This is a genomic window from Bacteroidales bacterium (assembly GCA_014860575.1).
GTDB lineage: Bacteria > Bacteroidota > Bacteroidia > Bacteroidales > JAAYJT01 > JAAYJT01.
This window is the reverse complement of record JACZJK010000021.1, coordinates 149918-164897: the sequence shown is the minus strand read 5'-3', so window position 1 is coordinate 164897 and position 14980 is coordinate 149918. Positions and strand designations below refer to the sequence as shown.

12 protein-coding genes and 1 pseudogene are annotated in these 14980 nt (G+C 41.4%); 3 read left to right on the top strand and 10 right to left on the bottom strand.

Features of this window, described 5'->3' with window-relative positions:
- The coding region (locus IH597_06385) for a T9SS type A sorting domain-containing protein (GenBank protein ID MBE0662078.1) at nt 1–766 on the top strand (766 nt) is incomplete at its 5' end.
- A 124-nt stretch (nt 767–890) separates the two neighbouring features.
- Nucleotides 891–1514, top strand: coding sequence for an NAD(P)H-dependent oxidoreductase (locus IH597_06380; protein MBE0662077.1), 624 nt, complete (start codon nt 891–893; stop codon nt 1512–1514).
- A 189-nt stretch (nt 1515–1703) separates the two neighbouring features.
- Here the strand turns inward: IH597_06380 and IH597_06375 are convergent, their stop codons facing one another.
- Nucleotides 1704–4370: a valine--tRNA ligase gene (locus IH597_06375; GenBank protein ID MBE0662076.1), complete on the bottom strand. Its 2667-nt coding sequence runs from the start codon at nt 4368–4370 to the stop codon at nt 1704–1706.
- 317 nt (nt 4371–4687) lie between these two features.
- Here IH597_06375 and IH597_06370 point away from each other — a divergent pair, with 317 nt between their 5' ends.
- On the top strand, nt 4688–5155 hold the full coding sequence (locus IH597_06370) for a DUF4293 domain-containing protein (protein ID MBE0662075.1): 468 nt from the start codon (nt 4688–4690) through the stop codon (nt 5153–5155).
- Between the two features lie 7 nt (nt 5156–5162).
- Here IH597_06370 and IH597_06365 read toward each other — a convergent pair whose 3' ends face one another.
- From IH597_06365 to IH597_06325, 9 genes and pseudogenes are all read right to left on the bottom strand, one after another.
- On the bottom strand, nt 5163–5666 hold the full coding sequence (locus IH597_06365; GenBank protein ID MBE0662074.1) for a metallophosphoesterase family protein: 504 nt from the start codon (nt 5664–5666) through the stop codon (nt 5163–5165).
- Between the two features lie 13 nt (nt 5667–5679).
- A complete protein-coding gene (corA, locus tag IH597_06360) occupies nt 5680–6738 on the bottom strand; it encodes a magnesium/cobalt transporter CorA (protein MBE0662073.1) in 1059 nt (352 codons plus the stop codon).
- A complete protein-coding gene (locus IH597_06355; GenBank protein MBE0662072.1) occupies nt 6735–7568 on the bottom strand; it encodes a mechanosensitive ion channel family protein in 834 nt (277 codons plus the stop codon). The genes corA and IH597_06355 overlap by 4 nt, the downstream gene beginning before the upstream one ends.
- A gap of 171 nt (nt 7569–7739) precedes the next feature.
- On the bottom strand, nt 7740–8810 hold the full coding sequence (locus IH597_06350; GenBank protein MBE0662071.1) for a beta-lactamase family protein: 1071 nt from the start codon (nt 8808–8810) through the stop codon (nt 7740–7742).
- 130 nt (nt 8811–8940) lie between these two features.
- Nucleotides 8941–9567 carry a class I SAM-dependent methyltransferase gene (locus tag IH597_06345; GenBank protein ID MBE0662070.1) on the bottom strand — a complete coding sequence of 209 codons (627 nt, stop codon included), beginning with the start codon at nt 9565–9567 and terminating at the stop codon, nt 8941–8943.
- 178 nt (nt 9568–9745) lie between these two features.
- Nucleotides 9746–10177 carry an SRPBCC family protein gene (locus IH597_06340; GenBank protein ID MBE0662069.1) on the bottom strand — a complete coding sequence of 144 codons (432 nt, stop codon included), beginning with the start codon at nt 10175–10177 and terminating at the stop codon, nt 9746–9748.
- 367 nt (nt 10178–10544) lie between these two features.
- Nucleotides 10545–11330, bottom strand: a complete 786-nt coding sequence (locus tag IH597_06335; GenBank protein ID MBE0662068.1) for a hypothetical protein — start codon at nt 11328–11330, stop codon at nt 10545–10547.
- Between the two features lie 205 nt (nt 11331–11535).
- Nucleotides 11536–11762, bottom strand: a pseudogene (locus tag IH597_06330) (hypothetical protein).
- 69 nt (nt 11763–11831) lie between these two features.
- Nucleotides 11832–14972 carry an N-6 DNA methylase gene (locus tag IH597_06325; GenBank protein MBE0662067.1) on the bottom strand — a complete coding sequence of 1047 codons (3141 nt, stop codon included), beginning with the start codon at nt 14970–14972 and terminating at the stop codon, nt 11832–11834.
- Nucleotides 14973–14980: the final 8 nt, after the last annotated feature.

Genomic DNA, 14980 nt, shown 5'->3' with positions numbered 1-14980 from the left:
GGCCAATTTCGCGATCAATACCTACTCCATTTCTGCCTTGCCTAACAATCCGACTTTTGGTTCGGTAACAGGAAGTGGAGATTACGAACATGGCGAGCTTGTGAACCTGAGTACAATACCAGCCGCAGGCTATCATTTCGTGAATTGGACAGAAAATAGTATTGAGATTTCAACAGAGGCTATCTATATTTTTGATGCAGTAGAGAACCGCAACCTGGTAGCTAATTTTGAATTGAGTGTTCCTCTTGAAAGACTGGTTCAAAACGAAACAATTGGGAACGGCGAAGAAGCATGTTTTGATGCCACCGGAACGATCATTGTTTCTAGTGTTACAGTTGAAAATGGTGGCATTGCACATTTTATAGCCGGAGAACGTATTACAATTTCCGAAGGATTTAATGGGAAACAGGGAGCTTATGTTTGGGCAAGAATATCAGAGGAATACTGCTCGCAATCCCCATCTATGCTTTCTTCTGAAGAGATCATCAATGCAGAGATTCTTCCTGTTATTGAATCAAATGACAAATTCTTCAAAGTTTTTCCAAATCCAACCACCGGCAATGTGAGGCTCATGTTTAATGATAGTGTTGAAACATCCACCATAATACTTGATGTTTACACTATAGTTGGTGAGAAAATTCATCATTCTGAACTCAACGGACAAATGCATTATGATTTCGACTTTTCAAGCCTGCCCGGAGGAATTTATATCCTTAAAATTCAAAAGGACAAGGTTATAGAAACTGAAAAGATAATCAAGCATTAGGGCGGACAGTTATTCAACAAAAAAAACAAACAGGCGATAGCATTTCCGGCTATCGCCTGTTGTATTAATTCAATTAGCCTTACTTTTGAACACAATTATTCCGAACCATTTAAAATCAATGATCATGAAAAAACTTAATACATTTCTATTAGGCGCTATACTCCTGATTTCCCACATCACTGTTACCGCGCAGATTAATGTGCTTGTTGCGTATTACAGTCGCGATGGCCACACAAAGTCTATGGCAGAAGCCATTGTTCAGGGTGCTGAAAGTATTGAAGGTACTACAGTTACGATCCTTCCAGTTGATAAAGTTGCCATGGAGGATTTGCTGGCAGCGGACGCTATCATTGTCGGCAGCCCGGTTTACAATGCCAATGTTGCGCCGATGGTCTCGGTCTTTTTATCGGAATGGCCTTTTGAAACTGGTGAAATGCGTAACAAAATAGGAGCTGCATTTGCAACCGGGGCAGGATTTTCTGCTGGCGAAGAAATCACACAACTCAGCATTTTGCACAGCATGATGATCTTTGGAATGATAATCGTTAGCGGGCCCGATTGGTCGCAGCCCTTTGGCGCATCTGCAATCACGTATGAAGAACCTTTCGCATCAAAGGGCGAAGGCCAGATTGATGAGGTTTTTATCAATAAGGGAATTGCTTTAGGCGAACGCGTGGCCACCATCACCCACCGGTTCAACCAGCAGGAAAAAAGCAAAACTGAAATTTACGAGGAAATATTTGAGTAGGCTCGGTAGCTGGGCTTCAAATTCAAAGATCAAAGTCAAAAGCCCAAAATTCAAAGTTCAAAACCCAAATTCCAAAATTTAAGATTCAAAATAGCTGTCATTCGTAGATTTATGAATCTTAAAACTGGAATTTTGAATTAAGAATTCCATTACTCCAATACAGCATTACTGCATCACAGCAACACAGCATCATAATCCCACTAACCCTGCAATCTGCTCCTCCAGCACCTTGATCCTGGCAAGTGCATCGCTTTCCTTGCGTCGTTCACTTACTACGACATCAGGCTTTGCGTTCGCAACAAATTTATCATTGCCAAGCTTTTTCTGAACCGATACCAGGAATCCTTTGGTGTATTCAAGTTCTTCCTGCAGTTTGCTGATCTTTTCTTCGATGTTGTCGGTTTGCTCAGCCGGAATATAAAACTCAGTTCGTTTGACCACAAAGCTCAGTGCCCCGTTCACTTTCTCTTCGGCATAACCAAGATGTTCTAGGTTGCATAATTTGATCACAAGCCCGTCGAAAATCGGATCGGCAGCCTCATCATTATTTTTCTTCACCAATAATGTCAATGGCTGTTTTTGGGGAATATTATTGGTAGCCCTTAAGTTGCGCATGGCGATGATCACTTCTGATGCAAAGTCAAAGCGGCTAATGATGTCCTGATCAGGTTTAATGGCATGGGGAGCTGCAACAATCATTATACTTTCACCGGATTTGCGTTCAGCAAGAATTTGCCAGATTTCTTCGGTGATAAAAGGCATAAAAGGATGAAGTAGTTTCATCAGCCTTTCAAAAAAATCAACTGTGGCAGCCAGCGTTTGCTTATCAATAGGCTGTCCAAAAGGTGGTTTGATCATTTCGAGATACCATGAACAGAAATCGTCCCAGATCAATTTATAAATCGCCATCAAGGCGTCAGAAATGCGGAATTTCTCAAAATGATCTTCAACCGCAATAATGGCCGCATTGAGCCTGGCTTCGAACCATCTTGAAGCCACTTTTGCATAGTCGGGTTGAATGCTTTCGTTATCAACATTCCAGCCTTTAACAAGGCGCAGGGCGTTCCAAATCTTGTTGCTGAAATTCCGGCCCTGTTCGCACAAGGATTCATCAAACAAGAGGTCGTTGCCGGCAGGCGATAAAAACATCATCCCAACACGAACTCCATCGGCGCCGTGCTTGCTGATCAATTCCAACGGATCGGGAGAATTGCCAAGGGATTTCGACATCTTGCGACCCTGCTTGTCGCGTACAATGCCAGTGTAATATACATTCTTAAAAGGAATTGCCCGACGGTACTCCCAACCGGCCATGATCATACGTGCTACCCAGAAAAACATGATTTCAGGTGCGGTAACCAGGTCGCTGGTAGGATAATAGTATTTTATGTCAGCATTATCAGGTTTGCGGATTCCGTCAAAAACCGAAATTGGCCATAACCATGATGAGAACCATGTATCCAGCACATCTTCATCCTGTTTTAAATCCGTGGCCTGAATATTTCTGTTCAATTGGTTGCTGGCATTTATTGCAGCCTCGTCGGCTGTTTTGGCAACAAAAACTTCACCAGTGCTAAGATACCAGGCCGGAATCCGCTGTCCCCACCAAAGCTGGCGCGAGATGCACCAATCTTTCACATTCTCCATCCAATGCCGGTAAGTGTTTTTGAATTTGGCCGGATGAAAACGTACAGTGTCGCTCATTACAAGATCCAAAGCGGGTTTGGCCATTTCCTGCATATTGCAGAACCATTGTACTGAGAGTTTGGGTTCAATTACTTCATCGGTACGTTCTGAGAAGCCGACTTTATTAACATAGTCCTCAACTTTCACCATGTGGCCTTTCTCCTGCAACTCATGGGTTATTTTTTCCCGAACCACAAAACGATCTTCGCCAACATAGATCTCAGCGTTCTGGTTCAAGGTGCCGTTAGGATTAAAAATATCTATCGTTGGAAGCTTATGTTTCAATCCGATATTATAGTCGTTGATATCGTGGGCAGGTGTGATCTTTAGGGCGCCGGTACCAAATTCCCTGTCAACATATTCATCCTGGATAATGGGAACCGGACGATTGATCAGCGGAACCAGCAAGGTTTTTCCGTGCAAGTGCTTGAACCTTTCGTCTTCGGGGTGAACGCAAACTGCTGTATCCCCCAGGATTGTTTCAGGGCGTGTGGTTGCAATGGTAACCCATCCCCTTCCATCAGCAAGTTCATTGGCAGTGGCATCCACCACCCGGTAGCGGATATAATAAAGTTTTGATTGCACTTCGCGGTAATTCACTTCTTCGTCCGATACGGCTGTAAGTGCTCTTGGGTCCCAGTTTACCATGCGTACGCCGCGGTAAATCAAGCCTTTTTTATGGAGGTCAATAAAAACATCAATAACTGAGTCGTACATGTGCTCATCCATCGTAAAACTTGTGCGATCCCAGTCGCAGGAAGCGCCGAGTTTTTTTAACTGTTCGAGGATGATGCCCCCGTGTTTTTCTTTCCATTCCCAGGCATGTTTCAGAAATTCATCGCGTGTTAACTGTGCTTTTTCAATGCCCTCTCCCCGAAGCTTTGCAACTACCTTTGCTTCAGTAGCAATGCTTGCATGATCAGTGCCGGGAAGCCATAAAGCGTTGAATCCCTTCATACGGGCACGGCGTACCAGAATATCCTGGATAGTATTGTTAAGCATGTGACCCATGTGGAGCACACCTGTGACATTCGGGGGTGGAATAACGATCGTATAGGGAGGACGGTTGTCGGGCTCGGAACGGAAGAAGCCTTGCTGCATCCAGTAGTCGTACCATTTTTGTTCTGTTAGTGCTGGTTCGTAGCGGCTCGCAATTTCTGAATTCGTCATTGAATTTCTGAGTTAGTTTTTGAAGTCGGCAAAATTAGTGAATTGTGGGAATACTGTAGTCATACAGTTGTTAAACAATGGCCAAACGGTTGTTGCTGGTTACTGGTTACTGGTTGCTATTCTCTTCGTCCCTTCGTCCCCCATTCCTTTTTTCTTGTCTCTTGTTTCTTGTCTCTTTGAATTTTGAACTTTGAACTTGGAATTTGGGTCTTGAGACTTGGGTCTTGGAATTTGGGTCTTGGAATTTGGGTCTTGGCCCTTTGCACTTTACACTGGTTACAGTATCTTTGCACCCTAATCCAACACAAGTCAACAACATGATACAGCGAATTCAATCCGTTTATCTTTTCCTGGCAGCCATTGCAATTGTGGTTATGTTTTTCTTCCCTATTGCAAATTTCTACAGCGATTTGTATTACTTCTATCTGAGCCTCGACGGTATTTCAGATGAAACATTCCTAAAAATTAACACCATTCCCCTGATTACCATGGTGGTGATTCTTATCGTACTGATCCTCTTCAGCATATTTATTTACAAGAACCGTTTGCTCCAGGCCAGGATAATCCGTTTTGCTATTTTAATTGACATTTCATTTATCATTGTTCTTTACTTCGGCTACATTGATAACATCATCAAAAGCTTCAAAGCCGAAGGAACAACGCTTGATGTTGAGTATAAAGCAGGTATCTATTTTCCCTTGATCGTGCTGATTCTGCTTGTGCTCGCCATGCGCGGGGTATTGAACGATGAAAAAAAAGTGAAAGCTGCTGACCGCTTACGATAGCCGGAAGTTACATCGCGTTGGCACGGAGCAGGTCATAAATTTCAAGATCGCGGATTCGATCCAAATCAATAACACATCTTACCATTGTTATTTGCCGGTGCAATCCTGAATTGCCGGCTGCTCCGGGGTTTATATGCAGCAACTTATACTTCTGGTCATAAATTACCTTGAGAATATGCGAATGCCCGCAGATAAAAATATCAGGCTTTTCGGAAGCGATTAAAGCCCTTGCAAGGGGATCGTATTTCCCGGGATAACCACCGATATGTGTCATCAACACTTTCATCTGCTCACATATAAAGATATGGTTCTCAGGAAAACTTTGACGCACAACTGTACCATCAATATTACCATACACTGCGCGCAAAGGTTTAAATGCTTGCAATCTGGTTGCCACATCAATACTCCCTATATCGCCGGCATGCCAGATTTCATCAACATCTTTAAAGAAATCAGTGAGGGAGGCAGGAAGCGCGCCGTGGGTATCAGAAAGAATTCCTATTCGTTTCATCAGCCACGAGGGTTTACATCCATTTTTTGCGTTTCATATAAAACACCATAAAAATGGCAATTACTGCCATAGCGCCCAAAGCCAGGGGGTAACCCCAATACCATCCGAGTTCAGGCATGCGGTGAAAATTCATTCCATAAATACCTGCGATGAAAGTGAGTGGCATAAAGATGGCTGCATAAATTGTCAGCGTTTTCATCACATCATTCATACGGTTCGAATTTACTGCCATTTGTAACTCAAGTAAGCTGGTTGTGAGATCACGAAAGCTGTCGAGAGAATGACTAAGATGTGTGAGGTGGTCAAAAACATCATCCAAGAAACTGTAGGTTTCGGGCTGGATGAGATGAAACTCTTTTTGCCTGAATTTGCGGAATTCCTCCCTCAGTGGAATGATGCTACGCCGCAATGAAATCATTTTCTTTTTCTCGTCAAGGATTTTTTCCGAAATACCATCGGGTTTCTGTTTCAGCAGGGTTTCTTCAATCTTTTCAAGGCTTTCCTCAAGTACATCAGTTACTAAATAATAATTATCAACAACGGTATCGAGCAGACGATAATATAGGTAGTCGGCCTGGCGCATACGCAAACGGCCTTTGCCAGCTTTCAGACGTTCTCTTAAAATGTCGAAAATATCGCCGTCTTTTTCCTGGAATGTGATCACAAAATAATCGCCGAGGATCATGCTGATATGTTCCTGTTCAATGCGTTTCCCGTTAAGTCTAAGCATCTTCAGGGTCAGGAACAGGTAAGCATCGTAATCGTCGAGCTTTGGCATGTGTTCAGTATGCAGAACATCTTCAAGCACAAGTGGGTGTATTCCAAAATAATTTCCAACAAATTCAATGAGTGCTGTATCGTGGAGACCATTAATGTTGATCCAGTTAATCTTATTTTTATCAATCTTGCCTACAAGTCCTTCAATAGATTTTTCTTCCCACGAGTTGAAATCTTTTTCGGTGTATTGGATAAGTTGCAGGCTAACATTGTCCTGTACCTTTTCTCGTGTATAAATAAGTGTGCCGGGCGATACACCTGGTTTTTTCCATGATTTTATTTTGCGCTCTTTCATTTAGAATCTTTTGTTTGATCCTTAATTACGATCGTACGGTAAGGGAAAGGAATTTCAACGCCTTCGGTGTCAAAACGTTCTTTGATGATTTTATATAAATCGGTTCGCAAGATGAAAGCATTTAGGGGTGTAGAAGCCCAGGCGTAAGCGCGAAGATTTACCGACGATTCTCCAAAACCCATCACCCTCACGGTGACCACAGGCATGCCTTCAGTTTTTTCCTCATCAGTCCGGTTATCAAGCGCAAAAGGATGCTTCATTACCTCTTCCTGTATGATTTGGATTGCAAGGTCAATACTGCTGTCGTAACTGATACCTACCTCAATAAGCGCACAAACTTTTTCATCCACAATATTGCTGTTGATAATGGTTTGGTTATTGATTACTGAGTTGGGAATTATTATCCGCCGGTTTTCATTATTCCTGATCACTGTGTGCCTCAGGGTTATATCTTCCACGGTTCCAACATATTCTTCACTGATTTTTATGAAATCGCCAACGCGAAAGGGTTTTGATGTAACGATGAAAATCCCTGAAATGATGTTCGCGAAAGCAGCCTGCGAGGCAAATCCAATGATGATGGCTAAAATACCGGCACCTGCGAAAAGTGACACGCCGATGGTTTTCAATTCCGGAATGGTGTAAAAGATGATTGTGACCGCAACAAGGAAAATGATAAAACTTACTGCGTTCTTAAAAAACTTGTAGCGGGTTGGATCCACATGAAGCAAACGCGAGGAACGTTCAAAATAACGATGCATCAGCGCCCGGAAAACATTTGAAATAATGATGGCAAATACAATGATTGCCACCGGCACAATTACATACATTGTTAGTTTTGGGCTAACGCCTACAAGGCCTGATAAGTCTATCTGTAGTTTACTGATGATAAGCATATAATGGCATAATGCTGTTAATACTGTTTGAAATTGGGGTAAAGGTAGGGATTTTTGTGATACAGGGATGCTGTGAAATAGTGGCGGGATTGTGGCAAAAGCAGCTTAACTATACTTCAATAATTCCCTGATCACTTTCCTCAGTAAAAACACAAACGCTTTTGACCGGTAAGCGAAATCATTGAAATTGATGACTAAAAAGGTCTCAGTTTTTGGATGGTAAAACAGGTAAGCTCCTGTGGCTCCGGCACAACCCCAGCAATTATACTTTTCAGGGAGCAATAATGGAATTGTGATGGTTTTCCAAATAGCGTAGCCATAGCGGAAATTGGGCATGGAGCGCTTGTCATCCAAAAGCATACGCTGCAGGGTTACGGGCTTGACCAGGCGATTGTTCACCAACGCTTTCATGAATATCATATATTCTTCGGATGTAGCCACCACGCCGCCGCCGGCATAGTCAATGTCGTAAAATCCCGCAACGGTTGAGGGGTTCAGTCCTTTTATATAAAATCCAGCCTTTGGTAATCCGGATTTAACTTTCGGCTCTGAATAGCCTTGCATGAATGCATGTTGCATCCCAAGTGGTTCAAAAATGAATTTGTGTAACGACGCGTGGAATGGCATTTTAGTTATGTTTTCCACGATGAGCCCAAGCAAAAAGTAATTCGTATCGGTATAAAAATGCTTTTCACCTGGTTTTCCTTTGGGTTTAAGATTGTTCTTACCCCAAATTACAGCTGCACGAGGCGTGATTGTTTCAGGGTTCTTTTTGATTTTTTCCAACAAATGATAGAAAACATCATTCAAACCCGATGACTGATTTAATAAATGGCAGATTTTTATATCGCCTGAATAATCGGTGCCTTTAAAAACATTCAGCCCATTCATCAGTTCCGTGTCAAGGTATTTTGCGATAGGATCATCAAAGGAAAGTTTGCCCTGATCATGAAAGATACCTATAAGCGTTGCAGTAAATATTTTACCCACACTGGCCATGTAATGCGGTTGTTGCGGGTTTGCCGGCTGGCCTTCTGTTTCGCCTTCGGCCAGATTGAGATGAATTCCAAGTTTTTCGGAATGAACCAGCAAATAAGCGTTTCTTATATTCTTATCGCTCTGAACCTTCTTGCGGAATTTAGATTCAATCTTATCCTGAATTTCTTCTTTTTTCATGATTAAGTGAGTTTTGAGTGTAAGGCAAATATAGAGATTCAGAAAAGAACAGACCAAACATTGCTGGTTGAGTGAGAAGCATCTGACTATAGGGCCAGGAAAATATAAAAGGAATATCACCAGCCAAGAATCATATTTTCCTCAATAACAGCGTCAGAATCCGTGGAGTCAGGGTTCTGTTGCTTTCATCGAAATATTCATTGAGATCAACAAGTGCGAAGCCGTGAATTTTTGCCGCTTGTGTAAAATTGGAAATGTGATGATCATAGCACTGCACAATCTGTTGCCCTTCGGATGTATCAAATCTTGCCTTCGTTCCGGAATATTGTTTGAATGGGTGCAATTCTCCTATATAAATATATGCCCTGGGTTTAACCACAATAGCGACTTTTCTTAGAATCTCATCCAGATTTTCGATGTGTTCCAATACAAGACTGAAAGTAACAAGATCATATTTCTTATTTGCAAATAGCCATTCTCGGGTTATGTCGGCTTGCAGGAAGATTACCCTTTGGGATTGGATTTTTGATTTTGCCTTTAACAGCATTTCTTCCGAGATGTCAATAGCAGTAACATGCTCAGCGATTCCAAGCAGCCACTCGGTATTCTTACCGGTGCCACAGCCGATTTCAAGACAATTGTTGAATTGAAAACCGGAAAGGGTTTCTCTCAGCGCAACCGCTTCCAGATCCCTGGTTTTGTTTTGGTTGGTGTCGTATTGGCTTGCCCAAATGTTGTATGACTGTTCTACGTCCATGATTGTATGTTTGTGCTGAAACCGCCAGCTAAATTATACAATCCAGGCAAAAAGGCTTTCACCTTTTACTTTCATGGTTGCTTAACCAATTCAAACTGGTTTGCAACTTCAGTCGTTAAGCAGGAGACAAGGAGTAATAGGTTAGCATTAATTTCTGATCAAATTGCATCATTTCAAATTACCCGGATGTTTCAACATGTTTTTTGAAATTATCAAGAATAGCCTGCCAGCCGTTTTGCTGCAATTCTAAAGGATTAGTTTGTTCTGCCTCAAAAGTTTCAGTTACGGTTGTAGTTTTGCCAGCTGAGTCAAATGTGATTTTTACTCTTCTGCCGTCGTCCAATAAATACTTAATTTTCTTTGGCTGCTCTACGTTTTCGTATGTTCCGGTAAAGTCGAAGCCGAAGCTGCCATCTTTTGCCTCCATTCTTGAAAGGAATTTTCCACCTGGCTTTAAATCATTTTCTGCTTTTGTTGTATGCCAATCGTCTGATGCATTATTCCAGTGAATAATATGTTTTGGATCAGTCCAGAGTTTCCAGACTTTTTCAATCGGGGCATTGATTGTAGCTTTTACAGTGATGATATCTTTATCATTATCCTGTGTCATAGTAATTGATTTTAATTGTGACTTACAAATAATTTCGAATTGCAGACCAGAATATCAAATCCGGTCAGCGGGAATTTCACAAAGCAAGCAATGATGGGAGGTTTAGGACAAAAATAACAGGCAGATTCTAAACTGAAAGTCTTTTCAATTTCCGAATACTAAATCAGAGAACATTTGATGTTCAGTTATAACAATGAATGTTAAGGAAAGTTTGTTTTATCGGATGTTTGGAAGATGGAACGCTGATGAGGCGGATTTGGCGGATTATCATAGATGTCTTAGTGTCATTCTTAATCTTTGCCTATCGGTAAAAGAACTTGGGTTTAAAGCGGAATCCCCTCCTGTATTCACCATATCTTTCTGTGTATCATATACTTGGTAAATGTACAGGAGGACCTGTCCACTCAAAGCAATTCAATATTTCTTGAAACAATGAAGATAAAATCTGCATTGAAGACGGAGAAACATCTACTTCCCCATAATGACCATCTGCCATAGTGTTGCCATATTTAGTACCATTTAAGCTATTCAAGATTAATGCTCCTGATTCACTTTTAACAAGTCGGTTATTGATAGCTTTTAGCTCAAGTGGTTTTGGACTTCTGCCTGCACCTAATCCTCTCGCTCTATCTTCCAAATGCTGTGTCGTATTTCTAACTCCTCTAAGATCAGGAAAATTTGCAGTAAACATTTGATGTATTTTTTTAATCTTTTCAGGCGTTCCCTCCATATTCTCTAAAACGCTGATGAATTTATCAATTAGGTCTAAAGAATAAAGAAAAGCTCTTGCATGCATAAATGCCAAACCATTTTCAAATTCAGGAGGAATTCTTCCAGATCGCCATTGTTCTCGCTTAAAGATCATTTCTGTTTGAAAATGGATTTCATCCCAGTTTTTATGGTCAAAAGGATTGCTAAACCTTGTCTCAACTTCTTTTCTAATTTGATCCCTTCGGATTGCATCTGATTCCCATTGTTCTTTTGAAATGTTAATTATTTCACGAGAGAATGAACTCATGAACAGATTCAGTGCAAGATTTGCATCAAAAAACAAACTTTCAATATTTCTCAGAATACTCTGAATTTCCCACGACCTCTGAGAGCTATCGCTTACTAGCCATGTGCCAGGTTTAACAATTTCATAAATATAAATATTTACACTTAGATTCATTATAAGATGAGTTGCATTACTCTTGAGAATAACCAATATCTATCAATGCATTTTTGACAATCAGGAGCGCTATTTTGCCTGAAAGTACTCGAAATTTTAAACCTCACGTAGTGTCCATCTTGCACTAAGGTATTCAAGGATGCTTTCCAAATTTCTGATAGCTTCTTCTGACCAAATAACAGGATATTTAGAAACCATAACGCTCTCTGACGTCTGTGTGTGAAACAATCCGGCCATCGTCTATCCTTTTAATCCACGCTCAATACCGGCTTTTTGTTCATCAGAATGATCATCCCACCAATCGTTGTGTGTACTGACTTCGTCCTTAATGGCTTTCAGATAATATATGGTTTCCTTACTATTAAGCCGTGTAACCCATTCTATTAGTTCGAGTTTAATTGCTTCCTGAGCCATAGCTTTCAAATTTTAGCAAAGTTAATAATCGCGGTCACAGTAAGAGTAAAATGAGTTAAAGAGTTTATCCTACATGGTCATTTCAAGAACACTCTTCTCCACCTCCTCAAACAAAGGGTCAATCGCTCTCTGTATTTTAATCGTTTCTGCAATGGATGTAGCGATTTTGCAATAGGTGGCCGGATCTGACATCTGGCGGCCTTTGCGGTCTTTGAGGTATTTTTCCAGCACCTGGTAACCGCCGATATGGTAATTCCACATTTCTGGTATGATACCTTCAAAATACTTGTTAGCGTTAATATAAACCCGGCCTGTATCAGCCTTGTAAACCGTTTTCTCAATCACATCCTCGCCTTGGCCCCAATACCTGGCAACAGGCTTGTTCAAGGCTTTGCTTTTAAGCAAATGCAACTGGGAAAGTTCTTCGCCAAGTCCAGCCAATTGCGTGAATAGATCAGAATTGCCGGTGAAGGGAATGCGTGGGAAATCAATCTTCAGGAACTCAGCGTATTTTTCCCTGTAAGCATTACTATACATAACCGCATAACAGTAATACATGATTCGCTCTGGCGAAGGTTTGTGTCCATACGATCTCTCAAGTGATTCAAAAACTTTGGGTGCTATGTTAGGCTTCCTGCCCGTTTTGTCGTATTCAGGTGCGGGTTCGAAAAGCATCATGCTTTGGATACTTGTTCTCTTCTTTTCTGGAATTTCATAGATATAAAGCGGTGCAACACTAATGGAATCCTGTGCATTATCTAAAAGGTGAACATCAATTAAGCCATCTGTTATAAAAAAGTAGCCAATGCTAATTTGGCGATTTAGTCTTGTTGAGATTATTGCCAAATTCTCACTAGTCATGTGCTGCATGACTTCTCTTCTTGTCCTATCAACTAGGGAATCTGAAAATACAACAAAACGCATATCAAAAGGGCGGTAATTAATTTTGATAATTTTTTCAAATATCTGTTGATCAGCGATGACTTTATTTCTCGCTAATTCAATTTTAAATGTAGAAGATTCCTTCAAATTATAAGCTTCCTGAAAAAACTCTTTTGGGAAACTTAGGTTGCGAAATTGTCGTAGTCTAGCTTCAAGGTTTGACCTATTAAAATCTATTACGAAATTATCTCTGTGTGTTTTGATGCCACCGGAGTTCAAAGGAAAAATTTCTGAGATGCTCAACCAATCATTATAGTATTCTATTTCCTTTGTCTGACGTGGGATAAAGAAATACCAGGGAGTTACTGGTGAAAGCTGATTGTAATTATCTTGGATGAATTCTTTGTTGTCCAACCAATTGTATTTGATTTGCCTAAGGCCAAATACGTCGTTATGAAATATTGAGCAGCCTTTGGCACCTGGTTTTTTAATAAAAATACTAATGGCAGTTCCTTTGGTGATGTCAAACACATTTTCATCTTTACTACCATCTGGAGCCTTTTCCTTTTTCTGACTATCTCCGTGTAAATCGGTGATATATATTTCATTAAAAGTATTCAGAAGGCTTTGTCTCATGCCGCGAAACGTCACATTATTTAAAAATCCGTGATTTGTAATCATGCCAACAATGCCACAACCGGCCTTATGTATTTTCCATTGGGCAAAGCGCAGGAATTTCACATAATCATCCTGAAGCAATTTGGGATTATGCTCGTTTAGAGAGCTACCATCTACTTTGTAATAACTTTGTGCTCCGTCAATATTTTCTTTGAGTAATTTCTCTGTCCAGTCATTATAATTGGCAGAGTTGGCCGAGTATGGCGGATTACCCATAATCACTAGTATCGGTTCGTTCTTTTTTACCTTGCCTGCTTCATGACTTTCGTCGCTCAGACTTTCAAGGCCTGGGATGCGGGTCTGGCTCAGGTCTTCCATGTCGAGCGTATTGGTGAGGTAGAGCTTGAAACGCTCATCGTCCTTCATGGTGTAGCCAAGTTCTTCCAGTAAAAAGCTGATTTTAATATGGCCAATGGCATAAGGCGCCATCATCAGCTCAAAGGCATAAAAATTAGGCAAAATATGTTCGCTGATGAGTTTATGAACGCCGCCATCGCCGTATTTGTCACTGTACTCTTTAACAGCCAGTTTGATGGCTTCGGCAGGAAAGGTTAGCGTGCCCCCTGCCGGGTCCAACAGGGTTACTTCTTGGCTAGCCAGGCCATCATCAAGATTGAAATGTGTTTTCAGCACCTGGTGCACACTACGCACAATGTAACGCACCACAGGTTCTGGTGTATAATAAACACCACGCTTTTCGCGGGTGGCTGGATCGTATTCGCTCAGAAAGGTTTCATAAAAATGCACAATGGGATCTTCACCTTTGCCAGCTTTGAAATATTGGTGAAGGATGTTCATGGCATCGGCAGCGTTCAAAACTTCTGCAATGTCGTCAATCATTACTTCCATGTGCTTGGGCAAATCACCCTGAGAAACAAACCTGAACACGTTCCGTAAAATTCCGATGGTTCGCGGAATTAAATCATACGCAAGCTTGCGGTTGAAACCGTTGGTGCTTCTTGTGCGTGCGGCGAAAAGTCCGTAAGTAATGGTTTGAGAAAACAAGTCGGCAAAATCCTTTTCATTCAGATTGGCAATCAAAAATTGCCTGAAGGTTTCGTAAAACCCATAAAGTTCGCCTTTGCCTTTCTGCTGCTGCTCCATTTCAACACTGATCACTTCATCACGCAAAAAACGGGTACGAATGGCCAGTTCTTTGGCAAGTTGAGCAGCTGTGGTGACTTTCGGCAGGGAGAATGCAAAGAACTTTTCGAGCAGAGCTAAGAACTTTTCTTCGTTTTCTATTGGAGGTGGAATTCCTTTCCTCGCAAGTGAGGCACGGGCAATAAAGGTCTTATCAATTATTTCGCCCTTGCGGTAAAGCCGGAATTCATAAAAGTCGGTGAGGATTACATTTGGAAAAGTTTTTAGATATCGTTTCAATTGCCCCGAACGTTCAATCACATCCAGGTTTTCGCCTGGTTTTTTGGCTTCAATATAACCAACAATGTTCTGATCCCCATCCCACACCCTGAAATCAGGATTACCGGCTTCAGTTGCCTTGGGCAACGTAGTTATCTGGGTTTTTGTCTTTCCAATGCCAATGGCAAACGCCATGAGGAAATCCGACAGATGGGCATAATAGCTTTCTTCCCTTGCATCGCCCTGTGTGGTAGTTTTGATGATTTGCTTGAGGTAGGATTTGATCATGGATAATG

Coding starts and splice junctions, on each gene's coding strand:
- IH597_06355 (MBE0662072.1), bottom strand. CDS start 7,568: ATGTATGTAATTGTGCCGGTGGCAATCATTGTATTTGCCATCATTATT.
- IH597_06365 (MBE0662074.1), bottom strand. CDS start 5,666: ATGAAACGAATAGGAATTCTTTCTGATACCCACGGCGCGCTTCCTGCC.
- IH597_06325 (MBE0662067.1), bottom strand. CDS start 14,972: ATGATCAAATCCTACCTCAAGCAAATCATCAAAACTACCACACAGGGC.
- IH597_06345 (MBE0662070.1), bottom strand. CDS start 9,567: ATGGACGTAGAACAGTCATACAACATTTGGGCAAGCCAATACGACACC.
- IH597_06370 (MBE0662075.1), top strand. CDS start 4,688: ATGATACAGCGAATTCAATCCGTTTATCTTTTCCTGGCAGCCATTGCA.
- IH597_06375 (MBE0662076.1), bottom strand. CDS start 4,370: ATGACGAATTCAGAAATTGCGAGCCGCTACGAACCAGCACTAACAGAA.
- IH597_06380 (MBE0662077.1), top strand. CDS start 891: ATGAAAAAACTTAATACATTTCTATTAGGCGCTATACTCCTGATTTCC.
- IH597_06350 (MBE0662071.1), bottom strand. CDS start 8,810: ATGAAAAAAGAAGAAATTCAGGATAAGATTGAATCTAAATTCCGCAAG.
- corA (MBE0662073.1), bottom strand. CDS start 6,738: ATGAAAGAGCGCAAAATAAAATCATGGAAAAAACCAGGTGTATCGCCC.
- IH597_06340 (MBE0662069.1), bottom strand. CDS start 10,177: ATGACACAGGATAATGATAAAGATATCATCACTGTAAAAGCTACAATC.